The following is a 23,333-nucleotide window of genomic DNA, read 5'->3' as shown; positions in this document are numbered from 1 at the left end:
CGCCCCGGGAGCTCCGCGGTGGACCGGGCGGCCGACCGGCTCCGGACCGCGGCCCGGACCGGCACCCCGTGCCCTCCGGTGCGGGACCTGATCGGCACCGACGACGTGGACCTGGCGTACGCGGTGCAGCAGCGGCTGGCCGAGGGCCGGCTGGCCGCCGGTGCCCGGGTCGTGGGCCGGAAGATCGGCCTGACCTCGACGGCGGTGCAGAAGCAGCTGGGCGTGGACCGGCCGGACTTCGGCGTGCTCTTCGACGACATGGACGTCAGCGCGCTGCCGGAGGTGCCCTCGGACCGGCTGATCCAGCCGAAGACGGAGGCCGAGGTGGCGTTCGTGCTGGGCGCGGACCTGGCCGATGGCCTGCTGGACGTCGACCAGGTGCGCGGCGCCGTTGCGTACGCGGTCGCCGCGCTGGAGATCGTCGACAGCCGGATCGCCGGCTGGGACATCACCTTCGGCGACACGGTCGCGGACAACGCCTCCAGCGGGCTGTTCGTGCTGGGGGAGCGGCGGCTGACCCTCGAGGAGTTCCGGCCGGTCGACGTCGCCATGACCATGCGGCTCGGCGGCGAGGTCGTCTCGGCCGGCACCGGGGCGGCGTGCCTCGGCGACCCGCTGACCGCGCTGGGCTGGCTGGCCCGGACCGCGGCCGACCTCGGCGATCCGCTGCGGGCCGGACAGGTCGTCCTCTCCGGTGCGCTGGGCCCGATGGTGGCCACCCCGCCCGGGTCGGTCGTCTCGGCCGACCTCGGCCCGCTGGGACAGGTCACCGCCACGTTCTCCGGAAGGGACCAGGCATGAGCAGGACCAAGGTCGCGGTCATCGGCTCGGGCAACATCGGCACCGACCTGATGATCAAGGTGATCCGGCACTCGGGCGTGCTCGAGATGGGCGCGATGGTCGGGATCGACCCGGACTCCGACGGGCTCGCCCGGGCGCGCCGCATGCAGGTGCCCACCACGGCCGAGGGGGTGGACGGTCTGATCGCCATGGACGGCTTCGACGAGATCGAGATCGTCTTCGACGCCACCTCGGCGAAGGCGCACGTCGCGAACGCGCAGAAGCTGGCCCCCTACGGCAAGCGGCTGGTGGACCTGACGCCGGCGGCGATCGGGCCCTACGTGGTCCCGCCGGTCAACCTGGACCAGCACCTCGCCGACGAGGTGACCAACGTCAACATGGTCACCTGCGGTGGGCAGGCGACGATCCCCATGGTGGCCGCGGTCGCCCGGGTCGCACCGGTGGCCTACGCCGAGATCGTCGCCTCGATCGCGTCGAAGTCGGCGGGTCCGGGGACGCGGGCGAACATCGACGAGTTCACCGAGACCACCGCGCAGGCCATCGAGGCCGTCGGCGGCGCGGGGCGGGGCAAGGCGATCATCGTGCTGAACCCGGCGGAGCCGCCGCTGATCATGCGCGACACGGTGCTCTGCCTGATCGGCGACGCCGACCAGGACGCCATCCGCGACTCCGTCGCCCGGATGGCCGCGGACGTCGCCGAGTACGTACCCGGCTACCGCCTCAAGCAGGAGGTGCAGTTCGCCGCGATCCCCGACGGGGAACCGGTGCACACCCTGCTGCCCGACGGCGCCGGACCGGTGACCACGAAGGTGACGATCTTCCTCGAGGTCGAGGGCGCCGCGCACTACCTGCCCGCCTACGCCGGCAACCTCGACATCATGACCTCGGCGGCCCTCCGCGTGGGCGAGAGCCTCGCCCGCCGGCTCCCCGCGCAGGTGACGGCGTGACCGCCGCGCCGGACGTCTACGTCCAGGACGTGACGCTGCGGGACGGCATGCACGCCATCCGGCACCGGATCAGCCCCACCGACGTCGGCCGCATCGTCGCCGCGCTCGACGCCGCCGGTGTGGACGCGATCGAGGTCGCCCACGGCGACGGGCTCGCCGGTGGCAGCCTCAACTACGGCCCCGGCAGCAACACCGACTGGGAGTGGATCGAGGCCGCCGCGGCCAACCTGGAGCGGGCGGTCCTCACCACGCTGCTGCTGCCCGGCATCGGCACCATCGCCGAGCTCAAGCACGCCTACTCCCTGGGTGTGCGGTCGATCCGGATCGCCACCCACTGCACCGAGGCCGACGTCGCCGCCCAGCACATCGCCACCGCCCGCGACCTGGGCATGGACGTGTCGGGGTTCCTGATGATGAGCCACATGGCCCCGGCCGCCGAGCTCGCCCGGCAGGCGGCGCTGATGGAGTCCTACGGGGCGCACTGCGTCTACGTCACCGACTCCGGCGGCCGGCTGACCATGGACGGCGTCCGCGAGCGGGTGCGCGCCTACCGCGACCTGCTCCGCGCGGAGACGCAGATCGGCATCCACGCCCACCAGAACCTCTCGCTCGCGGTCGCCAACTCCGTCGTGGCGGTGGAGGAGGGGGTCACCCGGGTGGACGCCTCGCTGGCCGGTCACGGCGCCGGGGCCGGCAACTGCCCGATCGAGCCCTTCATCGCCGTCGCCGACCTGCAGGGCTGGACCCACCGCTGCGACCTGTTCGCCCTCCAGGACGCCGCCGACGACATCGTCCGGCCGCTCCAGGACCGCCCGGTCCAGGTCGACCGGGAGACCCTCACCCTGGGCTACGCGGGCGTCTACTCCAGCTTCCTCCGCCACGCCGAGGCGGCGTCGCAGCGCTACGGCATCGACGTCCGCACCATCCTGCTCGAGGTGGGCCGGCGCGGTCTGGTCGGCGGCCAGGAGGACATGATCGTCGACATCGCCCTCGACCTCCGGGGTGCCCGGGGGGACGACGCCGGGACCGCCTGACGCCGTTCCCCCCGCCGGTCCCGGGCTCCGTGGTGCCGACCGGTGGGCCCACCCCGTCGTCGTCCGTGAGGAGCAGGATGCTGGCCAGGATCGGAGTGGCTCCTCGTCGGCCGCCGGTGGGCGCCGGGGCGCCCGGGGGACGGGCCGGGTGAGCGCACCCGGTTCCGTCTCCGCCCGCGCCGCCCGCCGCCGCGAGCTGCCGCTGCGCCTGGTGCTGGTCCTGGGCGGGCTGACGGCGGTCGGCCCGCTCTCGCTCACCATGTACCTCCCGGCCCTCCCGCAGCTGGCCGAGGACCTGGGCAGCACGGACGCGCTGGCCCAGCTGACGATGACGGCCTGCATGGTCGGGCTGGCCCTCGGGCAGCTCGTCGTCGGGCCGCTCAGCGACCGCTACGGGCGGCGGCGTCCGCTGCTGCTGGGCGGCGCCGCCTACACCACGAGCTCGTTCCTGTGCGCGCTGGCGCCGGACATGACGCTGCTGATCGGCCTGCGCCTGGTGCAGGGGATGGCCGGCGGTGCCGGGATCGTCATCGCCCGCGCCATCGTCCGGGACCGCTTCGACACCGATTCGGTGGCGCGGGTGTTCGCCCTGCTCCTGCTGGTCACGGGGGTGGCGCCGGTGACCGCGCCCATCCTCGGCGGGCAGCTCGTCCGCGTCACGTCGTGGCCGGGTCTCTTCGTCGCGCTCGGCGTCATCGGTGCGCTGACCTTCGCCGCCACCGCGCTGGTGGTCCGGGAGAGCCTCCCGGTGGAGGCCCGGGACCGGGGCGGGTTCCGCGCCACGGGGCGCCGGTTCGCCACGGTGCTGCGCGACGGCCGCTTCCTCGGCTTCGCCGGCGTCCTGGCGCTGGGGACGACGCTGCTGTTCACCTACCTGTCGATGAGCCCCTTCGTGCTGCAGGAGCGGTTCGGGCTCAGCCCCCAGGCCTTCTCCTACGCGTTCGCCGCCACGGCCGTGGGCATGATGGCCGCCGGGCAGCTCAGCGCCTGGCTGGTGGGCAGGCGTGGCGCCGCCTGGACCCTCCGGGCCGGGCTCGTCACGACGGCGACGCTGAACGCCGTGCTCGTCACCGCGGTGGTGCTCGGCCTGGGCGGGTCCGTCGTGCTGCCGCTGCTCACCGCGGGTGTGAGCTGCATCCCCCTGGTGCTGTCGACGTCCTCGGCCCTCGCGCTCGACGCCCATCGCGCACGGGCGGGGACGGCCACCGGCCTCATGGGGATGGCCCAGTTCGGGATCAGCGGCACCGTGGCGCCGCTGGTCGCCATCGGGGGGACGACCCCGGTGCTCATGGTCTCGACCATGGCCTGCTCCGCGGCGCTCGCCCTCGTCGTCGGTCTGCTGCTGATCCGGGGCCGCATCCCGCCCCGGGGCGGTGGCGGACCACTGGTGAGCTGACGCCCCGGCGGCAGCGGCGTCAGACGTCGCGGCGCTGGAAGGAGAGCGCGGTCAGCCCCAGGACCACGGCGGTCCACACCGCGGCCCACGCCAGGTAGGCCGGCGTCAGCGCGGCGTCGGCCAGGAACGGGAAGCCGCCCTCGGGACCCATCTGCATCAGCGCCGACGGGTCCTGGAAGGCGTTCATGGCGCCGCGCCACAGGCCGTCGGTGGGCAGCAGCACCCGGGACACGCTGCCCACCCGCTCGACGCCCTCGTTGCCCAGCGCTCCGCCGATGCCCCCGACCACGCCGGCGACCCAGGTGGCCCCGAAGAGCCCGACCGCGACGATGCCCGACGCCATCGGCGAGATGACGCTGGAGAGCAGCAGCGCGAGGGTCAGCAGCGCGATCGTCTCGGCCGCGAGCAGTGCCAGCCCGACGGCGGGCGACGGCGGCCAGTACCCGACCACCGCGCGAACCACGAGCAGCTGCGCCAGGCCGGCCAGCACCACGTAGCCGCAGCCGAAGGTGAGCAGCCCCAGCCACTTGCCGATCAGCACCGACGACCGGCGGACCGGCCGGGCCAGCACCGCCAGCGCCTGCCCCGACTCCACCTCACCGGCCAGCGTGGGACCGGCCAGGAACGCGGTGCCGATCGCCGCGATCAGGCTGAAGCCGAACATGATCAGGTTGAGCAGCATCGAGGCGACCAGGCGGGCCTCGCCGCTGGTCAGCGTGCCGAGATCGGTGTCCAGGCCGATCAGCCGCGAGAAGCCCCAGCCGCTGAGCGCGAGCAGCACCACGGTGAGCGCCAGCAGCGCCCAGACGACCTTGCGCCGGGCCGCCTCGCGCAGGGTGAGCCCGGCGATGGTCAGCACGATGCTCATGGCTCCACTCCTCGCTCGTTCCGCTCCTCGCTCGTTCCTCGCTGCGATGCTCGCTCGCCCGTCGTCGTCGCGATCACGGCGTGGGCTCCTCGTGCCGGAGGACGGCGAGCAGCCGCTCCTCGAGGCTGATGCGCACCGGTTCGACGGCGTGCACGCGGACGCCGAGGCCGACGAGGTCGCGCACCAGGTCGGGCACGGTGACACCGTCGTCGTCCGCGGAGAGCTGCACGGTGAACCAGTCGCCGCTGCGCGCCAGCGAGCCGGCCGACCGCAGCCGCTGCTCGACCCGCTCGTCGACGCCGGACAGCCGCATCCGGACCTCGCGCTGACCGAGCAGCTCGGCCAGCGTGCCCGACGCGGCCACCTGGCCCTTGTCGAGGATCACGACGCGGTCGCACACCCGCTCCACCTCGCCGATCAGGTGCGAGTTCAGCAGCACCGCGACCCCGCGGGACTTCAGCGCGAGCACCAGGTCGCGGACGTCGACCCGGCCGAGCGGGTCCAGCGCGCTGGTCGGCTCGTCGAGGACCACCAGCTCCGGCCGGGCGACCAGGGCGACGGCGAGCCCGAGCCGCTGCTGCATGCCCTTCGAGAAGCTGCCGACCCGGTCGCCGGTCCGCTCGCCGAGGCCGACCAGCGCGAGGCACTCGCGGCGCTCCTCGGCGGGGACGTCGAGGCGGGAGAGCCGGACGTGCAGGTCGAGCACCTCGGTCGCGGTGAGCCACGGCTGGTAGCGGAACAGCTCGGGCAGGTAGCCGACGGCGCTGCGGGAGCGGGGATCGGTCGAGGGGCGCCCGAGCAGCAGCACCTCGCCGGCGTCGGGCCGCACCAGGCCGAGCAGCATCTTGATGACGCTGGTCTTCCCGGCGCCATTGGGGCCCAGCAGGCCGACGACCTCGCCGCGGCCGACGGAGAAGGAGACGTCGTCGACCGCGGTCCGGCGTCCGTACCGCTTGCGCAGCCCGGAGCACCAGACCGCCGGGGACGGCGGCAGGTCGTCGAGCCCGCCCGCCGCGGGAGCCTTCGAGGTCACCCCGCGGACGGTAGCGGCGTCAGCGGAGGTCACGGGCGACGTCGAGCAGCTCGTCGGCGCTGAGCGTCCCGGCGACGCCGGTCATCACGCCGTCCTCCACCCAGACCACGCCGGCGAAGAGCCCGTCGCGGGAGGTGAGCACCGTCGCCTCGGACCCGTCGACGTCGGCCGTCGAGCTGGTCACCATCTCCGCGGGGACCGGCAGCGGCAGCGTCGCGGCATCGGTGGAGAGGTCGCGCAGCTGGTCGGCGAGGCCGTCGGGGAGGCCGGGCAGCGACAGCAGGTAGTCGCGGACGGTCTCGAACGGCACGCCCGACGACAGCACCTTCGGCGCACCCGACCGGGCGACGACGAGGGTCGGCACGCCGGTCGGCTGCGACCACATCGCCGCGACCCCGGGGCCGGCCTCGAACCGCAGGGTGCTCCCGTCGATGCCGGCCGGCGGGGGAGGCAGGACCTCGCCCTCGGCGGCAGCGGCCTGCGCCGCCTTGTCGGCGGAGAAGGTGAACGTGGCGCCGAGCACGCCGACCACCTGGTAGGCCGGGTCGCCGTTCACCCCCTCGGGCAGCTCGGCCACCTGCGGGACGTCGAGACCGGTGCGCTCGCGCGCGGTCGCCGCGTCGGCCACCGGCTCGGGGTCGGGCTCCTCGGTGATCTGCAGGTCGCCGTAGGCCGAGAGGTCGGGCACCTGCACCAGGTCGCCGGCGGTGACCTCGACCGGGTCGACCCGCTCGGTCTGGAAGATCGGCAGCCAGTCGTTGGCGGCCGCCACGCCGGCGCCGGTCATCAGCACCACCGCACCGAGCGCGGCCGCGGCCGGACGGCGCACCGCGGTCGCCCAGCGGTTCCGGGCGGCGGCGCGCGCCGGCCGGAAGGCGGTCGCGGACGACGGCGCGGGAGCGGCCGAGAACCGGGCCCACGCCGCATCCGTGTCGACGGCGCCGGTGCCGCCGAGCGCCGCGCCGACGAGCTGCGCGTCGGCGCGGGCGTCGTCCAGGGAGCGCAGGCAGGTGGCGCAGCCGGCGACGTGCGCGCGGTCGGCGTCGGAGACGCCGGCGGGCTCGTCGATCAGCCGGCGGAGGACGCCCTCATTCGGGTGACGCATGGCGGTTCAGCTCCTTGCGAAGTGCGGCTTCGGCGCGTCGGACGGTGGTGCCGACGCTGCCGGGGGACAGGTCCAGTGCGGTGGCGACCTCGGCGTAGCTCAGGCCGCTGTGGCGCAGCACGAGCGCGGTCGCCTGCGTGCGGGGGAGCCGGGCCAGGGCCGCCCGGACGCGGCTGCGGTCCTCGAGGGTGAGCACCGTGTCGGCGACGTCGGGGGTGACCGTGTCGGTGACCGAGGCCACCGTCTCCTCCCGGGTGGCCCGGCGGCGCCCCGAGCGGATCAGGTTCAGCGCGGTGTGGGCCGCGGCGACCGAGAGCCAGCCGGCCGCCTCGGCGGCGGGGACCGACGAGCGGCCGAAGGAGAGGAAGACCTCCTGGGCGACGTCCTCGGCCTGGTCGCGCGACCCGAGCACCCGGGCGGCGACGCCGACGACCCGGGAGTAGTCCCGGCGGAAGACCTCCTCGAGGTCGGGTCGCACCGCACCGCGGGTCGCTGCTGCCGGCACGCCGTCCGCCCCTCCGACCCGGCCCAGCGGACCGGGGAATGTCAGGACGGCCGCCGGTGCCGGCCGCCCGTTCCGTACGAGGTCCATGTACGGATAGCACCGCCGGGCCCGCGGATGTGACAACCGGCCCGGAACTTCCTCCGCAGCGCCGCTCAGCCGCGCCCGGCCACGAGCGGACCCGGCCGCGGACGGCTCACTCCGCCCACCTCGGGGAGGTCGTCCGCGGCGGGGTCAGCGTCGCCTCGGTGACGACCAGCTGCGGCCCCCCGCTGGCCAGGGCCGCCCTTAGCGCCTCCGCCAGCGGCTCGCCGAGCCCGGTGACCCGCGTCGCAGGAATGCCGAACGACTCGGCGAGCGCGGCGAAGTCGGGGCGGACCAGGTCGACACCGCGGTGCTCGTCCCCGGCGTGGTCCTGGTCGTAGCGCAGCATGCCGTAACCGCCGTCGTCGACGACGAGGACCGTGACGGCGAGGTCCTCCTGGGCCATGGTCGCCAGCTCGCCCACGGCGAACATGAAGCCGCCGTCGCCGCAGACGGCGAGCACCGGCCGGTCGCCGAGCACCCCGGGCCCGACCGAGGCGGGCAGGGCGTACCCGAGCGTCCCCCACCCGACGGGGTACTGCAGCGTCCGCGGCCGCCGGACGGTGCCGTAGCCGCCGAACCAGTAGCCCGGGATCGCCATGTCCGCGACGACGACCGTGCCGTCCGGCATCGCGGTGTGCAGCGACTCGAGCAGCTCCAGCCCGGCCGCGGCACGGGGATCGCCGGACAGCCGCTCCCAGCAGCGGTCGCGGACCTCGCTCACCCGTCCGGCCGCCGCGGGGCGGGTCCCGGCCGGGAGGGCGAGCAGCGCCTGCAGCGTCTGCTTGGCGTCGCCGAGCACCGCGACGTCGAACGGGTAGTTCTTGGTGAGGTCCTCGGCGGCGCAGTTGATCGTCGCCATGGCCCGCGGCAACGGCATGGACCAGTTGCGGGTCATCATCCCGTCGAAGTCGCTGCCGATGCCGATCAGCAGGTCGGCCCCCGCGACGAGCTCGGCGATCTCGGGCTCGTGCGGCGGGAGCCCGACCAGGTACGGGGAGTCGGGAGGGAGGATGCCCCGGGCGGTGTAGGTGGCGACGACGGGGGCCTGCAGGCGCTCCGCGAGCGCGGCCACCTCCTCGGCCGCGTCGGCCTGGACGGCGCCACCGCCGACCCACAGGACCACCGACGGCGACGCCTCGACCAGCTCGTGGAGGGCCTGGACGGCCGCGGCGTCCGGGGCCACCGGGGAGGTCGGGAGCCGGGGGACGGCGGGACCGGGCTGGCTCAGCACGTCGGTGGGGATGTCGACGTAGACCGGGCCCCGCGGGCTGGTCATGGCCGTCCGGATGGCCTCCGCGACGGCGGCACTCGCGTCCTCGGCGGTCCGCGGGCGGAACACCGCCTTCGCCAGGGGCTCGAAGATGCCGGCCTGGTCCCGGGACTCGTGCAGGATGCCCCGCGACACCCCCGGGCGGGTCAGCTTCGTCGAGACCTCGCTGGCCACGAGGACCAGCGGCGTGCCCGAGGCGGCGGCCTCGCCGAAGGCGCCGGCGGCGTTGGCGGCGCCGGGGCCGGTGGTGGTCAGCGCGACGCCGAGGCCACCCGTGGCGCGGGCGAGCCCGTCGGCGGCGTAGACCGCCGTCTGCTCGTGGCGGACCCCGACGATCCGGGGCAGGCCGGGGCCGGTCTCCCGCCAGAACGACAGGTTGTGCACCCCGGGGAGCCCGAAGACGGTCTGCACGTCGGCGGCGGCGAACCCTTCGAGGATCCGCCTCGCGACGGGGTGCGACGAACTCATCGGGAAGCCTCCCTGTCGGACGGCCCCGGGCGGGCCGGGGCGCGTAGGTGGACAGTGTCGCCGTGCCGGGGAAGTCCCGCGCTGCGCGCCACGTCCGCGCAGGGGGAACGGGTCAGGAGGCCTGGTAGCGGCCGCGCACCCGCAGCAGGGGTGGTGCGGTCGGGTTCAGCACGGGCACGTCCTCGACCCGGAGCAGGGCCAGCACGTGGTCGCCGGCCTCGACCAGCCGCTCCAGGCGGCAGTCCAGGGCGGCCGGTGCCTCCTGCAGGACGATGGCGCCGCTGCCCTCCGCCCGGGTCCAGGGCACCGTCTCGAGCAGGTGGCGCGCGCTGGGCCGGCCGGCGGAGGAGAACCGGGACGCGACGATGGTGTGCGGCGCGCCCAGCACGGTCAGCGCGCAGCTGCCCACCGCCTCCAGCACCTCGGCGGGGTAGCCGTCGGCGGTCAGGCCGACGGCGACCAGCGGGGGTGCGGCCGACACGCTCATGACCGAGCTGACCGTCGTCCCGACGTCGTCGATGTCGTCGCGCACGGTCAGCAGGCACACCCCGGCGGCGTACTGGGCCAGGGCGGTGGTGAACTCGGTGCGGTCGACCGGCATGGCGGCCAGTCGATCACACCGCCAGGATGACGCGGGTGACCAGTGAAGCGGAGAAGACCTACGACGTCGTCGTCCTCGGGGCGGGGTCGACCGGGGAGAACGTCGCCGACGTCGTCGTCCGGGGCGGGCTGTCGGCGGTGCTCGTCGAGCCGGAGCTGGTCGGCGGGGAGTGCTCGTACTGGGCGTGCATGCCGAGCAAGACGCTGCTGCGCGGCACCGAGGTGCTGGCGGAGGCGCGCAGCGTGGCCGGCGCGGCCGAGGCGGTGACGGGGGAGCAGGACGTCGCGGCCACCCTCGCCCGCCGCGACTCGTTCACCAAGCACTGGGACGACTCGAGCCAGGTCGAGTGGGTGCACGGCGCCGGCATCGACCTGCTCCGGGGCGCCGGCCGGCTCGACGGCGAGCGCACCGTCGTCGTCACCGCCGAGGACGGCACGCGGACCCGGCTGACGGCCCGGCACGCGGTCGCCGTGTGCACCGGGTCGGCCGCGGCCGCGCCGCCCGTCGAGGGGCTGGCCGACGTCGACGCCTGGGGTCCGCGTGAGGCGACCAGCGCCAAGGAGGCCCCCGCCCGGCTGCTCGTGCTCGGCGGCGGCTACGTCGGCTGCGAGATGGCCACCGCCTGGCAGGCGCTCGGGTCGCAGGTGACCGTGCTGCAGCGCGGCGACCGGCTGCTGCCGGGGCTGGAGCCGCAGGCCGGCGAGGCGGTGGCGGAGTCGCTGCGGAAGGCCGGCGTCGACGTCCGGCTGGGCACGGAGGTGATCGCTGCCCGCCGGGACGGCACCGAGGTGGTGCTGACGACGGCGGACGGCGAGCTGCGCGGCGACGAGGTGCTGGTCGCGACCGGCCGGGCCGCGCGCACCACCGACATCGGCGCCGACACCGTCGGCCTCGAGCCGGGGGAGTACCTCTCCGTCGACGCCACGCTGCAGGTCGAGGGGATCCCCTGGCTCTACGGGGTCGGCGACGTCAACGGCCGCCGGCAGCTGACGCACATGGGCAAGTACCAGGCCCGGCAGGCCGGCGCGGCGATCGTGGCGCGGGCCCGCGGCGAGCAGGTGGACACCTCCCCGTGGTCGCCGTTCGTCGACACCGCGGACGACGTCGCGACGCCGTCGGTGGTCTTCACCGATCCGCAGGTGGCCAGCGTCGGGCGCACCGCCGCACAAGCGGAGGAGGCAGGGCTGCCGCACCGCGTCGTCGAGTACCCGATCGGCAGCATCGCCGGCGCCTCGGTCTTCGCCGACGGCTACACCGGGACGGCGATCGCCGTCGTCGACACCGAGCGCGAGGTGCTGCTCGGGGTGACCTTCGTCGGCCCGGCCGTCGCCGAGCTGCTGCACGCCGCGACGATCGCCGTCGTCGCGGAGGTGCCGATCGCACGGCTGTGGCACGCCGTCCCGGCCTATCCGACGATCAGCGAGATCTGGCTGCGGCTGCTGGAGACCTATCGCGGCTGACGGCGGGGTCCGGGTCGGGCCCGTGTCCCACCCCGGTGACGGCACCACCGGGGCGCGTGCTGGAGTGAGCCGTGCAGTTCGACCGCTCGTCCCGCTTCTCCTGGCACCGCTACATCGCCCTCGGCGACTCGTTCACCGAGGGGCTCAGCGACCCGGATCCCGCCCGCCCCGGCGAGTACCGCGGCTGGGCCGACCGGCTCGCCGAGCACCTCGCCGCCGCGGCGCCGCACGGCGACGTCGAGTACGCCAACCTGGCGATCCGCGGCCGGCTGCTCGCCCAGGTCCTCGCCGAGCAGGTGCCCGTGGCGCTGGACGCGTCGCCGGACCTGGTCAGCCTCGTCGCCGGCGGGAACGACCTGATGCGCCCGGGCGCCGATCCGGACGAGCTGGCCGCGCAGCTCGAGTCTGCCGTCGTCCGCTTCCGCGCGGCCGGCGCCGACGTGCTGCTGGCGACCGGCGTGGACACCCGCAACACCCCGATCCTGCGCCGGGCGCGCGGCAAGATCGCGATCTTCAACGCCAACATCTGGTCGATCGCCGCACGGCAGGGCGCCGCCGTCCTCGACCAGTGGGGCGCAGGCTGGGTGCAGGACTTCCGGCTCTGGGACACCGACCGCATCCACCTGACCGACGAGGGGCACCGCCGCATGGCGCTGGCCGCCGCGGCGGCGCTGGGCCTCCCCGGTTCCGACGGCGAGGACTGGCGCACACCCCTCCCGCCGCAGCCGCCGCGCGAGCTGCGGGCGGCGCTGGCCGAGGAGGCCGCCTGGGTGCGTGGCTTCGTCGCGCCGTGGATCGGCCGGCGGCTGCGTGGCCGCTCCTCCGGTGACGGCCGGGCGGCCAAGCGGCCGGTGCCCCTGGCCCTGCCCCGCGGGTGACGTGCTGGAACCGGCCCGGTCCGGAGGCTCACCGCGAGCGTGCGAGGGGTGAGAGGGACCGGGTCCTCTTTCAGTCGTCGTCGTCCTGGTCGGCGAGCTCGTCGAAGAGCGTCCGGGCGGAGAACCGGCCGGTGTCGGCGGCGTCGTGCGCCGCGGGGGTCGAGGGCGTCCGCTGCCGGGGGAGCGCGGGCGGGGCCGGCGGCTCGGGCAGCAGCTCGCCGGCGACGTCCTCGGCCGGGGCGTCGGTGACCTCGCCGATCAGCACCTCCGCCGGGCTGGGCAGCGGCGCCGGGCGGCCGAACGCGTAGCCCTGGGCCATCGCGCAGCCGTGGTCGAGCAGCCAGGCGGCCTGGTCGAGGTCCTCGATGCCCTCGGCGATCACCTGCAGGCCCATGCCGCGGCCCAGTTGCAGCAGCCCGTGCACGAGCGCGGCGGTGGAGGGCTCGGTGACGACGTCGGCCACGAAGGAGCGGTCGATCTTCACCGTGTGGATGGGCAGCCGGTGCAGCGCGGTGATGGCCGAGTAGCCGGTGCCGAAGTCGTCCAGGGCCAGCGTGACGCCCTGCTCGGTGATGACGGCGACCGAGTTCAGCGTGGTCTCCGCGGCGAACAGCGCCGTCGACTCGGTGATCTCCAGCTCGAGCCGGTGCGGCGGCAGGCCGGACTCCTCGAGCGCCGCCGCGACGAGCTCGCTGAACCCGTCCTCGCCGAGGTGGCGGGCGGAGATGTTGACGTGCACCCGCAGGTCGTCGGTCCAGGTGGCGGCGTCCAGGCAGGCGCGCCGCAGCACCCACGCGCCGAGCTTCGAGGTGAGCCGGTTGTTCTCCGCGACGTCCAGGAAGACGCCGGGCGGGAGCAGGCCGCGGGTGGGGTGCTGCCAGCGGATCAGCGCCTCGTAGCCGAGCAGCGTCTCGTCGGCCAGGTGCACGATCGGCTGGTAGAACAGCCGCAGCTCGTCGTTGTCGAGGGCGTGCCGCAGCTCGGTCTCCAGCTGCAGCGAGTCGACGTCGTTGCGGCTCAGCGCCCCCTCGTGCACCTCGATGCGGGCGCGCTGGCCGTCGGCCTTGGCGCGGGTCAGCGCGCTCTGCGCCTGCCGGAGCAGGTCGTCGGGCGTCATGTCGGCGCCCAGGGTGAGCCCGACGCTGGCCGAGAGCGTGATCTCCCGGTCGTTCACCACGAACGGCTCGTCCAGGACGCTCAGCAGGCGGTCGGCGAGCGCCCGGAGGCCGTCGAGGTCCTCGACGTCCTCGGCGACGACGAGGAACTCGTCGGCACCCAGGCGGACGGCGGTGTCCTCGACGCGGGTGCTCCAGCGCAACCGGTCGGCGAACTGGCTGAGCAGCAGGTCGCCGGCCTCGTGGCCGAGGGCGTCGTTGACCGCCTGGAAGCGGTCGATGTTCAGGTGCACCAGGCCGACCTGCAGCCCCCGGCGGCGGGAGAGCGCGACGGCGTGCCGCAGCCGGTCGGTGAGCGCGCGCCGGTTCGGCAGCCCGGTGAGCGGGTCCATGAACGCGCGGCGGACGGCGTCCTCCTCCGCCCGGCGGCGGTCGGTGACGTCGACCAGCGAGAGGACGACGAACTGCGGCGTCCCGTTGTTCTGCCGCACCACCTCGTGCGACTGGACCACCCACAGCTCCGTGCCGTCGGAGCGGCGCAGCCGGCGCTCGCCGTCGAGGAGGAGGTTGGGGTCGAGGTCGGGCTCGCCCGGAGCCGGCGCCAGCCCGAGGTCGCCCACCGGCGGGTCGTCGGGGTGGGCGAGCAGGTCGACGTGCCGGCCCGACAGGCTCTCGGCGGTGCGGCCGGTGAGGGCGCACATCCTCGGGTTGGCGACCAGCACGCGCCCGTCGAGGTCGACCAGGGCCTTGGCGATCGGCGCGGAGAGGAACAGCGCCTGGAACAGCTGGCCCCGGTCGGCGAGCAGCGTGTCGATCGCCCGCAAGCGCTGCCCGGCGGTGCCGCCAGGCGTGCCCGGGGATCGGGGCGTCTCGGATGCGGGAAGGCTCACCGGGACAGCGTCACGCATCGCAGGCAAGAAGTGACGGAACCGCATCACGGAGAGTCGTGATCGCCCCGTCACACTCCGTCGCAGCAGGGCTCACGAGCCCCACGGGTCGCGCCCGATACGGGGATCTGCCACAGCCGTCGGGAATCCGGGCCGGTCCCGGGGCGCTGCTGCAGCAGACATCGACGAGAGGGAAGAGTCGTGGAGAAGCGGATCGGGTTCCTGTCCTTCGGGCACTGGCAGCCCATTCCCGGGTCGCAGGTGCGCACCGGCCGGGACGCGCTCGTGCAGAGCATGGAGCTGGCGGTCGCCGCGGAGGAGATGGGGCTCGACGGCGCGTACGTGCGGGTGCACCACTTCGCGCGGCAGCTGGCCTCGCCGTTCCCGCTGCTGGCGGCGATGGCGGCGCGCACCAGCCGGATCGAGCTCGGCACCGGCGTCATCGACATGCGGTACGAGAACCCGCTGTACATGGCCGAGGAGGCCGCGGCGACCGACCTGCTCGCCGACGGCCGGCTGCAGCTGGGCGTCAGCCGGGGATCACCGGAGACGGCGCTGCGCGGCTCGGAGGCGTTCGGCTACGTGCCCGGCCCCGACGGCAGCGACGCCGACCTGGCCCGGCAGAAGACCGCGCTGTTCCTGGCCGCGATCGCCGGGCAGCCGCTGGTCGACGCCGATCCGCGGATGACCGGTGGCGCAGCCGGCAAGCTCGCGATCCAGCCGCAGTCGCCGGGCCTGGCCGACCGGATCTGGTGGGGCTCGGGCACCCGCGCGACCGCCGAGTGGACGGCGCAGCAGGGCCTGAACCTGATGAGCTCCACGCTGCTGGTCGAGGACACCGGCGTCCCCTTCGACGAGTTGCAGGCCGAGCAGATCGCCCGCTACCGGGCGGCCTGGGCCGAGGCCGGGTGGGAGCGCGAGCCGCGCGTCTCGGTGAGCCGCAGCGTGCTGCCGATCGTCAGCGACCTGGACCGGCAGTACTTCGGCGGCGGCCGGGACGGGCAGGACCAGGTCGGCATCCTCGAGGGGGTGCGGGCCCGGTTCGGCAAGAGCTACACCGGCGAGCCGGACGCGCTCGCCGAGGAGCTGGCCAAGGACGTCGCCGTCCGCGAGGCCGACAGCCTGCTGCTCACCGTGCCCAACATGCTCGGCGTCGAGTACAACGCGCACATGCTGCAGACCATCGTCGAGCACGTGGCACCCGCGATCGGCTGGGTGCACCCGGACTCGCGGTAGCGCGCCGACCGTCGGCTCGTCGTGGTGTCGACCGGATCGACACGACGACGAGTCGACACTCGCCGGCCCATCCCCGATCACCTGGCTTCGGACCCGCTCTGGGGGTGCTGCTCGCGCTCCCGGGGCCTTGCAGGACCCCGGGAGCGCCAGTTCCACTCCGAGAGCGGACTTGGTGACATCACCCGTCCGGGCGGGATCCGGCGGGTCGGGGCACCTCGGGGCCGGGTCCACGCCAGGCTGCACGGGTGCCTGACACCGACGACGAGACCCGCTGGTCAGAGGCGCGGTCGCTGCTCGACGACGTGCCCACCGAGTCGGCCGACCGGCGGGCACGACGGTCCCTCCGGACGAGGATCCTGATCGGCCTCGGGGTGGGCCTGTTCGTGGGCGCGCCCCTCGGCATCGGGGTGGCCTGGCTGGCCGATCGCTCCGGAGACGGCGCCACCTCGGCGGGCGCGCCGCTGTGGCAGGAGATCACCGGGCTGGCCGTCGCCGGAGCCGGACTGCTTGTGCTGTTCGGCGGCGTCGTCGCCCAGTTCCGCGCGAACCGCCGGATGCGGGCCTGGCGCAGCCCGCTCGCCGTCCTGACCAAGGCCCAGCGCAAGGAGTTGCTCGCCGTCGTGCGCGGGCGCGGAGACCTCCGCCCCGACCGGCTGCCGCTCGCCCGGCACCTGGCGTCCAACCTGCTCGACCAGCGAGCCCTCGTGTACCTCCTCGGCGGGCAGGCGGTGCTGTGGGTCGGTCTGCTGATCGCGTTCCCGTCGTGGCTGCGCGCGGCCGCGGCCGTCGTGCTCGTGGCACTCACCGTCGTCGGCGTGCCGTTCATGCGCCGGCAGGAACGGCAGGCCCGCCGGTTCCTCGCCGAGCACCCGGAGCCCGACCCGCTCCAGGGGTGATGCTCGCGCTCTGGGAGTCCTGCAGGACCCCCAGAGCGCGAGCATCACCCCTAGAGCGGCGGATCAGCGCAGGTCGAAGCCCAGATCGAGCACCGGGGCGCTGTGGGTGAGTGCGCCGACGGCCAGGTAGTCGACGCCGGTCGCCGCGACCTCGTGCGCCCGCTCCAGCGAGAGCCCGCCGCTGGCCTCCAGCCGCACCTCCGTGCCGCGCACCAGCGCCACTGCCGCCTGCGTGTCGGCGAGCGCGAAGTTGTCCAGCAGCACCAACTGCACCCCCGCGGCGATCGCCTCCCGCACCTGGTCGAGGGTGTCGCACTCGACCTCCAGCGGGATGTCGGGGGAGTGGGCGCGCACCGCCTCGACGGCGGCGGTGATGCCTCCCGCGGCGGCGACGTGGTTGTCCTTGACCAGGGCCGCGTCGCCCAGCGCCATCCGGTGGTTGACCCCGCCCCCGCAGCGGACGGCGTACTTCTCCAGCGTCCGCAGCCCGGGGGTGGTCTTGCGGGTGTCCCGGATCGCGGCCTCCGTGCCCTGCACCGCGTCCACCCAGTGCCGGGTCAGCGTGGCGACGCCGGAGAGCCGCCCGACCAGGTTCAGCGCCGTCCGCTCGGCCGTGAGCAGCGCGCGGGTGGGGCCGGTCGCGCCGAGGACGGGGGTGTTCGCACGCGCCGCCATCCCGTCGGCCGCGTGCAGCACCACCTCGACGTCGCTCCCGCCGACCATCACGAACACCGCCGCCGCCACCGGGATGCCGGCCAGCACGCCGGCTGACCGCGGGACGACCTCGCCGGTGGCCAGGGCATCGGCGGGCACGGTGGCCAGGGTGGTGACGTCGGGGCCGAGCGCCAGGTCCTCGTCCAGCGCCCGCCGGATCACCCGCTCCACGGTGGCGGGGTCCAGGCCGCCGTCGCGCAGGACGTCGGCGAGTTCCGCGCGCAGCGGGAACCACTCGGTGCCGGTCATGCCACCCCCTGGGTCTGGTCGGTGCCGGGCACACCGAGCGGCACGGTACGGGTGTGCAGCCGGCCGGCGGCGTCGACGTGGTGCGCGAGCCGCACCTGCCACTCGGGCCGGGTGCCGGGGGCGTCGGCGCGGCGGTGGCAGCCGCGGCTCTCCGGGCGGGCCAGCGCGGCGGCGGCCAGCACGGTCGCCACGGTGTGCACCGCCGTGGCCTCGACGGCGGCGAGGTCCAGCGGCCGGCCGGCGGGCAGTCGCGCGGCGCCGGCGAGGGTGCCGGTCAGCTCGGTGAGCCCGGCGGCGGTACGGACGACGCCGGCGTGCCGGCTGGTGGCCGTGCTGATCGCCGGCCGCGCCGCGGGGTCGACCGCCCCGGAGGCGAAGCGGCCACCGGGTGCCGGCTCGGCCGGTGCGCCCTGCGGCAGTTCCGCGGCGAGCAGGGCGGCGGAGCGGCGGGCGGCGACCAGCCCCTCGGTGATCGAGTTGGACGCCAGCCGGTTGGCCCCGTGCACGCCGGTGCAGGCGACCTCGCCGACGGCGTACAGCCCGGGGACCCCCGTCCGGCCGTCGAGGTCGGCCAGCACCCCGCCGCAGGTGTAGTGCGCGCCGGGCGTCACGGGCACCGGCTCGGTGGCCAGATCGAACCCGGCCGCCCGGCAGGCCCGGACGATGCCGGGGAACCGGCGGGTCACGAACGCAGCGCCCAGCCCGGTCGCGTCGAGGAAGACGCAGTCCTCCCCGGTGGCGGCCAGGTGCCCGGCGATGGTCGCGGAGACGACGTCGCGCGGCGCGAGGTCGGCCAGCGGGTGGGCGCCGAGCATGATCCGTCGACCCGCGCCGTCGACCAGCACGGCGCCCTCGCCGCGCACCGCCTCGCTGATCAGCACCTGCTGCCCCCGCGCGCCCGCTCCCTGCCACAGCACGGTCGGGTGGAACTGGACCATCTCCACGTCGGCGACCTCGGCCCCGGCCCGCAGCGCGAGCGCGAGCCCGTCGCCGGTCGCGCCGGCGGGGCTGGTGGCCGCGGCGTAGGCCTGCCCGTACCCGCCGGTGGCCAGGACGACGGCGTGCGCGCACAGGTCACCGGCGCCGGTCAGGGCGCCGTCGTCGGCGACGCGGGCGACCCGCAGGCCGACCACGGTGCCGTCGCCGGTGCGCAGGGCGTCGAGCGCGACGGTGCGCTCGAGCACCTCGACGCCGGCGTCCCCGAGGGCTTCGACGAGGGTGCGGGTGACCTCGGCGCCGCTGGCGTCACCACCGGCGTGCACGATCCGGTCGCGGCTGTGCCCGCCCTCGCGGGTGAGCGCCGGGCGGCCCTGCGGATCGAGGTCCAGCCGCGCCCCGAGGTCCTGGAGCAGCGCGATCGCGGCGGGCGCCTCGGCGACGAGCGTGGCCACCGCGTCGGGGTCGCACAGGCCGGCGCCGGCGGCGAGGGTGTCCTGCAGGTGCAGCGCGGCGTCGTCGTCGGGACCGAGGACGGCGGCCAGGCCGCCCTGGGCCCAGCGGGTGCTGCCGTCGCCCAGCGCCCCCTTGGTCACGACGGCGACCCGGCGCCCCGCACCGGCCAGCGCGAGCGCCGTCATCAGCCCGGCGGCGCCGCTGCCCACGACGACGACGTCGACGGCGGTGGACCAGCCGGCCGCGGGGAGGGGCAGTGCCGGGACGACGGCGGGGGCGACCGGCGCGGTGCGGCGGGGCCCCATGGTCACTCGCCGACCGGCGAGGGGGTGCCGATGGCGACCATGGCCTCGACGGCGGCGCGGGCGCGGGCGGAGACCTGCGGGTCGACGGTCACCTCGTCGCGGCCCTCGCGGAGCGCGCGCAGCAGCTTCTTCGGCGTCGACATCTTCATGTAGGGGCAGGCGGCGCGGGAGTTGACCGGCTCGAACGAGGTGCCGGGGTTGGCCTGGCGCAGCTGGTGCAGCATGCCGATCTCGGTGGCCACGAGAACGCGCTTAGCCGTCGTCCGGCGGGCCTCGTCGAGCATCCCGCCGGTGGAGAGGATGTGCACCCGCTCGGTCGGCAGCTGGCCGTCGCTGACCATCCACAGCGCGCTGGTGGCGCAGCCGCACTCGGGGTGCACCAGCAGCTCGGCGTCCGGCGCGGCCTCGACGCTGGCCCGCAGGTCGGTGGGGGAGATGCCGGCGTGCACGTGGCACTCGCCCATCCAGATGCGCATGTTCTGCCGGCCGGTGACGCGCTGGACGTGCGCGCCGAGGAACTGGTCGGGGAGGAAGAGGATCTCGCGGTCGGCCGGGATGGACTCGACGACCTCGACGGCGTTGGACGAGGTGCAGCAGATGTCGGTCTCGCCCTTCACCTCGGCGGAGGTGTTGACGTAGGAGACGACGACGGCGCCCGGGTGCTCGGCCTTCCAGGCGCGCAGTTGGTCGGCGGTGATGGTGTCGGCCAGCGAGCAGCCGGCGTTCGCGTCCGGGACCAGCACCGTCTTCTCCGGCGCGAGGATCTTCGCCGTCTCGGCCATGAAGTGGACGCCGGCGAAGACGATGGTGCTCGCCTCGCTGGCCGCCGCGAGGCGGGAGAGGGCGAGGGAGTCGCCCACGTGGTCGGCGACGTCCTGGATCTCCGGTGCCTGGTAGTTGTGCGCCAGGACGACGGCGTCGCGCTCGGCGGCCAGCCGGCGGACCTCGTCGCGCCAGTCCTGCCACTGCTCGGGCGACCAGGTGGTCGACGGGCTGGGGGCGAGCGCGGCGGGCAGCGTTGCGGTCACGGGGACCTCCCTGTGGGGGGATGGTTTTGCACTATGAGGCGAAAACCTCGACGGGGAACCTAGCATTCCCGTCGTGACATCCGTGTGGTCCTCGCCGGAACGGCCGGCCTTCCCGCACCAGGCCCTGGCCGTGGTGCTCCAGGTCCGGACGGCGAGGCTGCACGTGATGCTGTGGCAGCGGGCCAAGGAGCCGTTCGCCGGGGCGTGGGCGTTGCCCGGCGGACCGCTGCTGCCGGAGGAGACCCTCGGGGCATCGGTGGGCCGGCAGCTCGCCGCGAAGGTGGAGGTGGCGCAGCTGGCGCACCTGGAGCAGCTGGAGACCCGGAGCGACCCGCACCGCGACCCGCGCAGCCGCACCGTCGCGACCGCCTACCTCGGCCTGATCCCCGGGGGCCTCGATCCCGTGCTGCCCGGGGACACCGCCTGGCACCCGGTGGACGCACTGCCGGAGACGGCGTTCGACCACGGCTCGATCGTGGCCTCGGCGCTGGAGCGGCTGCGGGCCAAGCTGTCCTACACCAACGTCGCCTTCGCGCTGGCCCCGCCGGCGTTCTCCATCGCGGAGCTGCGGGAGATCTACGTCGCCGCGCTCGGCTACGAGGTCACCGCCACCAACCTGCAGCGGGTGCTGCTGCGGCGTGGGGTGCTGGAGCCGACCGGGGAGCTGGCCGCCTCCGGGCGGGCGGGCGGACGGCCGGCGGCGCTCTACCGGTTCGCGACGACGACCCTCGAGGTCACCGACCCGTTCGCCGTGCTGAAGCCCCCCTCGGCGCGCTGAGCCACGGGGTCAGACCGGGTCGCTCACGCCGACGTGCGCGATCAGCCGTCCGGCCACCGCGTCGTCCCCGCCGACGGCGAGCTCGACCAGGCGGGCCAGCTCGGGGTCCCGGTCGGCGGGTACGTCCTTGACCACGGCGGCCCCGTCCTGCGGGCGGGTGCCGGTGACCCGGACCGTGCCCTGCTCGATGGTCACGGTCCCGTCGAACCCGGGCTCGTGGACCTCCAGCGTCGTCGCGTCATCCGTCGCCATGGTCCGCCCCCTACCCGGCCGGGCGGCGGGCCAACAGCCGGCCGGGATCCGTCTCGCCCCAGGCTCGGCGGCCGGGTCACTCGCCGGTGGCCCCGTCCAGCGCCTCGCGGATCAGGTCCGCGTGGCCGTTGTGCCGGGCGTACTCCTCGACCAGGTGGAGGAGGATCCAGCGCAGCGAGAACGTGTCGTCACGGCCCCACGGCCGGTCCTCGGTCTCCAGCGGCAGCCGGCGGACCACCTCGCCGACCGCGTCGGCGACCGTGCGCCAGGTCGCCCACGCCCGGGCCACGTCGTCCGCCGTGACGGAGTCGGGGTGGACGCGCCACTGCTCCTCCTGCTCGCGGACGACGTCGGGCCACAGGTCGTGAGGAAGGCCGCCGAAGCCGACGAGCCAGCCGGTCTCCACCGCCGCGAGGTGGCGGACCACGCCCAGCAGCGTCAGTTCGGAGGTCGGGACGGCCCGCGTGGCCAGCTGCCGGGGCGTCAGCTCGGCGCACTTCCACTCCAGCGTCTGCCGGTGGTACTCCAGGAAGGCGGTCAGCAGCGTCGCCTCGTCCCCGGTCAGCGGGGGCTCGGTGCGGTGGTCGGCGGGGCTCATCGGGACCTCTCTACGGTCGGGGTGCGCCGGTGGGCGCCGTCGGCGCGCATCCTGCGGCACGGGGCCGACATCAGGAACCGGCCCTCGCCCCTCGACGCGCTGATCACCGCTGCCCTGACAGGGAGGTCCGCCGCGCGGGGGCCACGGCGCCTCGTGCGGTGCGCTCGCGTCAGAGAGCCGCCTCGGCGGGCGGGCGCAGGGCCGGCCCGCCCAGTGCGTAGGCGATCAGCCCTCCGACGGCGAGCGATCCAGCCGACGGCGCTGCCGGAGGTGGCGGTACCGGCGAAGCTGCCCGTTGCCCGCCAGACCGCCAGGTAGGTCTCCTGCAGCACGTCGGCGACGACGTCCTCGTCGGAGCACCGGCGCTGCAGACGCACGGCGAGCCACGGAGAGGTGCGCCGGTACAGCTCGTCGAAGGCCTGCCGGTCGCCCGCGGCCGTGCGACGGACGAGTTCCGCCTCGTCGACCGCCTCCCAGCTCCCGCTCACAACAGGAGAGACGCTGCCAGCCCGGGTTCTGGTGCACGACGCACCGCGAGCCAGGTCACAGTCGGAGAACTGGGGCGCGCCCGGCAGGGATCGAACCTGCGACCAAGTGCTTAGAAGGCACCTGCTCTATCCGCTGAGCTACGGGCGCTCGCGCCGTCGATCATCGCATCGCCCGGCGGTGGCGTGGTGGGGGTTCGCGACGCGTCGTCCACAGGGCGCGGCTGCGTCCACAGTTCGCGTTCCGGCCTGCTCCCGCCCGACGACGGCGGCCAGGGTCGACGGCACACCGGCACCGCGCCGGTCGCGCCCACCCGGCGCCACCTCCCCAGGGAGCACCGTGAACGACACCATCGTCACCGTCGTCGGCAACGTCGTCGACTCACCCCGCCGCAACACCACCCAGAACGGGGCGGTCACCAACTTCCGCCTCGCCTCGACCGCCCGCCGCTACGACTCCGGCAGCGAGCAGTTCATCGACTCCGGCACCTTCTGGGTCGACGTCGAGTGCTGGAACGGCCTCAGTGCCAACGTCTCCGCATCCCTCAGCAAGGGCGATCCGGTGATCGTCCACGGCGCCCTGACGACGCACAGCTGGGAGTCGGACACCGGGCCGCGCAGCAGGCCGCGCATCAAGGCCTTCGCGGTCGGCTCCAACCTGGCCAAGGGGTCGTCGGTCTTCCGCCGCACCCCGCCGGTACGCACCGCCCAGCCGGTCGAGGAGGGCTCGGCCCCGGCGGAGACGTCGACCGAGCAGGCGTTCCCCGGCGGCTTCGACCCCGTCACCGGTGAGCGGTACGAGACCGACGGCGGTGCGGCGGGCACGGCCTCCGAGGAGGCCGCCGGGGTGCTCGTCGGCTGAGGGGTGGCGGGGGGGGGGGGGCCCGGGCCCCCCCCCCCCCGCGGCCCCCCCCGCCGGCCTTTAAAACATACCACTTGGCCGGGGGG

23 protein-coding genes and 1 tRNA gene are annotated in these 23,333 nt (G+C 75.1%); 10 read left to right on the top strand and 14 right to left on the bottom strand.

The window, feature by feature from the left end:
• Window positions 1-78: 78 nt before the first annotated feature.
• From ACI79T_RS14495 to ACI79T_RS14480, 4 genes are all read left to right on the top strand, one after another.
• Window positions 79-801: a 2-keto-4-pentenoate hydratase gene (locus tag ACI79T_RS14495; protein ID WP_456610776.1), complete on the top strand. Its 723-nt coding sequence runs from the start codon at window positions 79-81 to the stop codon at window positions 799-801.
• Window positions 798-1,748 (top strand): acetaldehyde dehydrogenase (acetylating), encoded by a 951-nt coding sequence (locus ACI79T_RS14490; RefSeq protein ID WP_456610775.1) that lies wholly within the window; start codon window positions 798-800, stop codon window positions 1,746-1,748. The genes ACI79T_RS14495 and ACI79T_RS14490 overlap by 4 nt, the downstream gene beginning before the upstream one ends.
• Window positions 1,745-2,782 (top strand): 4-hydroxy-2-oxovalerate aldolase, encoded by a 1,038-nt coding sequence (gene dmpG / locus ACI79T_RS14485; RefSeq protein WP_456610774.1) that lies wholly within the window; start codon window positions 1,745-1,747, stop codon window positions 2,780-2,782. Before ACI79T_RS14490 ends, dmpG begins: the two co-directional genes overlap by 4 nt.
• Window positions 2,783-2,930: 148 nt before the next feature.
• Window positions 2,931-4,178 (top strand): multidrug effflux MFS transporter, encoded by a 1,248-nt coding sequence (locus ACI79T_RS14480; RefSeq protein ID WP_456610773.1) that lies wholly within the window; start codon window positions 2,931-2,933, stop codon window positions 4,176-4,178.
• Between the two features lie 19 nt (window positions 4,179-4,197).
• Here the strand turns inward: ACI79T_RS14480 and ACI79T_RS14475 are convergent, their stop codons facing one another.
• From ACI79T_RS14475 to ACI79T_RS14450, 6 genes are all read right to left on the bottom strand, one after another.
• A complete protein-coding gene (locus ACI79T_RS14475; RefSeq protein ID WP_456610772.1) occupies window positions 4,198-5,046 on the bottom strand; it encodes an ABC transporter permease subunit in 849 nt (282 codons plus the stop codon).
• Window positions 5,047-5,119: 73 nt separating this feature from the next.
• On the bottom strand, window positions 5,120-6,079 hold the full coding sequence (locus ACI79T_RS14470) for an ABC transporter ATP-binding protein (RefSeq protein ID WP_456610771.1): 960 nt from the start codon (window positions 6,077-6,079) through the stop codon (window positions 5,120-5,122).
• Window positions 6,080-6,098: 19 nt separating this feature from the next.
• The gene (locus tag ACI79T_RS14465; RefSeq protein ID WP_456610770.1) at window positions 6,099-7,184 is read right to left on the bottom strand and encodes a hypothetical protein; all 1,086 of its coding nucleotides are present in this window, start codon (window positions 7,182-7,184) and stop codon (window positions 6,099-6,101) included.
• The gene (locus ACI79T_RS14460; protein WP_456610769.1) at window positions 7,168-7,689 is read right to left on the bottom strand and encodes a sigma-70 family RNA polymerase sigma factor; all 522 of its coding nucleotides are present in this window, start codon (window positions 7,687-7,689) and stop codon (window positions 7,168-7,170) included. Before ACI79T_RS14460 ends, ACI79T_RS14465 begins: the two co-directional genes overlap by 17 nt.
• A 193-nt stretch (window positions 7,690-7,882) precedes the next feature.
• Window positions 7,883-9,511 (bottom strand): thiamine pyrophosphate-binding protein, encoded by a 1,629-nt coding sequence (locus ACI79T_RS14455; RefSeq protein WP_456610768.1) that lies wholly within the window; start codon window positions 9,509-9,511, stop codon window positions 7,883-7,885.
• 112 nt (window positions 9,512-9,623) lie between these two features.
• Complete coding sequence (locus ACI79T_RS14450) at window positions 9,624-10,112, bottom strand: flavin reductase family protein (RefSeq protein ID WP_456610767.1); 489 nt, start codon at window positions 10,110-10,112, stop codon at window positions 9,624-9,626.
• Between the two features lie 35 nt (window positions 10,113-10,147).
• Between ACI79T_RS14450 and ACI79T_RS14445 the strand changes: the two genes are divergently transcribed.
• Together ACI79T_RS14445 and ACI79T_RS14440 are read left to right on the top strand one after the other, a co-directional pair.
• Window positions 10,148-11,572: a dihydrolipoyl dehydrogenase family protein gene (locus ACI79T_RS14445; RefSeq protein ID WP_456610766.1), complete on the top strand. Its 1,425-nt coding sequence runs from the start codon at window positions 10,148-10,150 to the stop codon at window positions 11,570-11,572.
• A gap of 71 nt (window positions 11,573-11,643) precedes the next feature.
• The gene (locus tag ACI79T_RS14440) at window positions 11,644-12,450 is read left to right on the top strand and encodes an SGNH/GDSL hydrolase family protein (protein WP_456610765.1); all 807 of its coding nucleotides are present in this window, start codon (window positions 11,644-11,646) and stop codon (window positions 12,448-12,450) included.
• 70 nt (window positions 12,451-12,520) lie between these two features.
• Here the strand turns inward: ACI79T_RS14440 and ACI79T_RS14435 are convergent, their stop codons facing one another.
• Window positions 12,521-14,455 (bottom strand): putative bifunctional diguanylate cyclase/phosphodiesterase, encoded by a 1,935-nt coding sequence (locus ACI79T_RS14435; RefSeq protein WP_456610764.1) that lies wholly within the window; start codon window positions 14,453-14,455, stop codon window positions 12,521-12,523.
• Between the two features lie 198 nt (window positions 14,456-14,653).
• Here ACI79T_RS14435 and ACI79T_RS14430 point away from each other — a divergent pair, with 198 nt between their 5' ends.
• Together ACI79T_RS14430 and ACI79T_RS14425 are read left to right on the top strand one after the other, a co-directional pair.
• Complete coding sequence (locus ACI79T_RS14430) at window positions 14,654-15,688, top strand: LLM class flavin-dependent oxidoreductase (protein WP_456610763.1); 1,035 nt, start codon at window positions 14,654-14,656, stop codon at window positions 15,686-15,688.
• A 245-nt stretch (window positions 15,689-15,933) separates the two neighbouring features.
• Window positions 15,934-16,584: a hypothetical protein gene (locus ACI79T_RS14425; protein WP_456610762.1), complete on the top strand. Its 651-nt coding sequence runs from the start codon at window positions 15,934-15,936 to the stop codon at window positions 16,582-16,584.
• Between the two features lie 63 nt (window positions 16,585-16,647).
• On the opposite strand, the gene nadC is transcribed toward ACI79T_RS14425, so the two are convergent.
• Genes nadC through nadA form a run of 3 tightly spaced genes read right to left on the bottom strand, consistent with a single transcriptional unit; the run spans window position 16,648 to window position 20,272 of the window.
• The gene (gene nadC, locus ACI79T_RS14420; RefSeq protein ID WP_456610761.1) at window positions 16,648-17,547 is read right to left on the bottom strand and encodes a carboxylating nicotinate-nucleotide diphosphorylase; all 900 of its coding nucleotides are present in this window, start codon (window positions 17,545-17,547) and stop codon (window positions 16,648-16,650) included.
• Entirely contained in the window at window positions 17,544-19,244 is a 1,701-nt protein-coding gene (locus tag ACI79T_RS14415; protein ID WP_456610760.1) for an L-aspartate oxidase, read from the bottom strand. Before ACI79T_RS14415 ends, nadC begins: the two co-directional genes overlap by 4 nt.
• Before the next feature lie 2 nt (window positions 19,245-19,246).
• Window positions 19,247-20,272: a quinolinate synthase NadA gene (nadA, locus tag ACI79T_RS14410; RefSeq protein ID WP_456610759.1), complete on the bottom strand. Its 1,026-nt coding sequence runs from the start codon at window positions 20,270-20,272 to the stop codon at window positions 19,247-19,249.
• Between the two features lie 73 nt (window positions 20,273-20,345).
• On the opposite strand from nadA, the gene ACI79T_RS14405 reads away from it, so the two are divergent.
• A complete protein-coding gene (locus tag ACI79T_RS14405) occupies window positions 20,346-21,050 on the top strand; it encodes an NUDIX hydrolase (RefSeq protein WP_456610758.1) in 705 nt (234 codons plus the stop codon).
• 9 nt (window positions 21,051-21,059) lie between these two features.
• Here the strand turns inward: ACI79T_RS14405 and ACI79T_RS14400 are convergent, their stop codons facing one another.
• From ACI79T_RS14400 to ACI79T_RS14385, 4 genes are all read right to left on the bottom strand, one after another.
• Window positions 21,060-21,302, bottom strand: coding sequence for a hypothetical protein (locus ACI79T_RS14400; RefSeq protein WP_456610757.1), 243 nt, complete (start codon window positions 21,300-21,302; stop codon window positions 21,060-21,062).
• 76 nt (window positions 21,303-21,378) lie between these two features.
• Window positions 21,379-21,900: a DinB family protein gene (locus ACI79T_RS14395; protein ID WP_456610756.1), complete on the bottom strand. Its 522-nt coding sequence runs from the start codon at window positions 21,898-21,900 to the stop codon at window positions 21,379-21,381.
• Entirely contained in the window at window positions 21,897-22,388 is a 492-nt protein-coding gene (locus ACI79T_RS14390) for an RNA polymerase sigma factor (RefSeq protein WP_456610755.1), read from the bottom strand. Before ACI79T_RS14390 ends, ACI79T_RS14395 begins: the two co-directional genes overlap by 4 nt.
• 75 nt (window positions 22,389-22,463) lie before the next feature.
• Window positions 22,464-22,536: transfer RNA gene (locus ACI79T_RS14385), tRNA-Arg, on the bottom strand.
• Window positions 22,537-22,725: 189 nt separating this feature from the next.
• Here ACI79T_RS14385 and ACI79T_RS14380 point away from each other — a divergent pair.
• The gene (locus ACI79T_RS14380; protein WP_456610754.1) at window positions 22,726-23,247 is read left to right on the top strand and encodes a single-stranded DNA-binding protein; all 522 of its coding nucleotides are present in this window, start codon (window positions 22,726-22,728) and stop codon (window positions 23,245-23,247) included.
• Window positions 23,248-23,333 lie beyond the last annotated feature (86 nt).

It is taken from the genome of Blastococcus sp. SYSU DS0619 (assembly GCF_054051035.1).
This window is presented reverse-complemented; position numbering and strand designations above follow the sequence as displayed.

Excerpts from the sequence above, each read along its gene's own strand:
- ACI79T_RS14490 (WP_456610775.1), top strand. The coding sequence starts at position 798 with ATGAGCAGGACCAAGGTCGCGGTCATCGGCTCGGGCAACATCGGCACC.
- ACI79T_RS14475 (WP_456610772.1), bottom strand. The coding sequence starts at position 5,046 with ATGAGCATCGTGCTGACCATCGCCGGGCTCACCCTGCGCGAGGCGGCC.
- ACI79T_RS14465 (WP_456610770.1), bottom strand. The coding sequence starts at position 7,184 with ATGCGTCACCCGAATGAGGGCGTCCTCCGCCGGCTGATCGACGAGCCC.
- ACI79T_RS14455 (WP_456610768.1), bottom strand. The coding sequence starts at position 9,511 with ATGAGTTCGTCGCACCCCGTCGCGAGGCGGATCCTCGAAGGGTTCGCC.
- ACI79T_RS14450 (WP_456610767.1), bottom strand. The coding sequence starts at position 10,112 with ATGCCGGTCGACCGCACCGAGTTCACCACCGCCCTGGCCCAGTACGCC.
- nadC (WP_456610761.1), bottom strand. The coding sequence starts at position 17,547 with ATGACCGGCACCGAGTGGTTCCCGCTGCGCGCGGAACTCGCCGACGTC.
- ACI79T_RS14415 (WP_456610760.1), bottom strand. The coding sequence starts at position 19,244 with ATGGGGCCCCGCCGCACCGCGCCGGTCGCCCCCGCCGTCGTCCCGGCA.
- ACI79T_RS14400 (WP_456610757.1), bottom strand. The coding sequence starts at position 21,302 with ATGGCGACGGATGACGCGACGACGCTGGAGGTCCACGAGCCCGGGTTC.
- ACI79T_RS14395 (WP_456610756.1), bottom strand. The coding sequence starts at position 21,900 with ATGAGCCCCGCCGACCACCGCACCGAGCCCCCGCTGACCGGGGACGAG.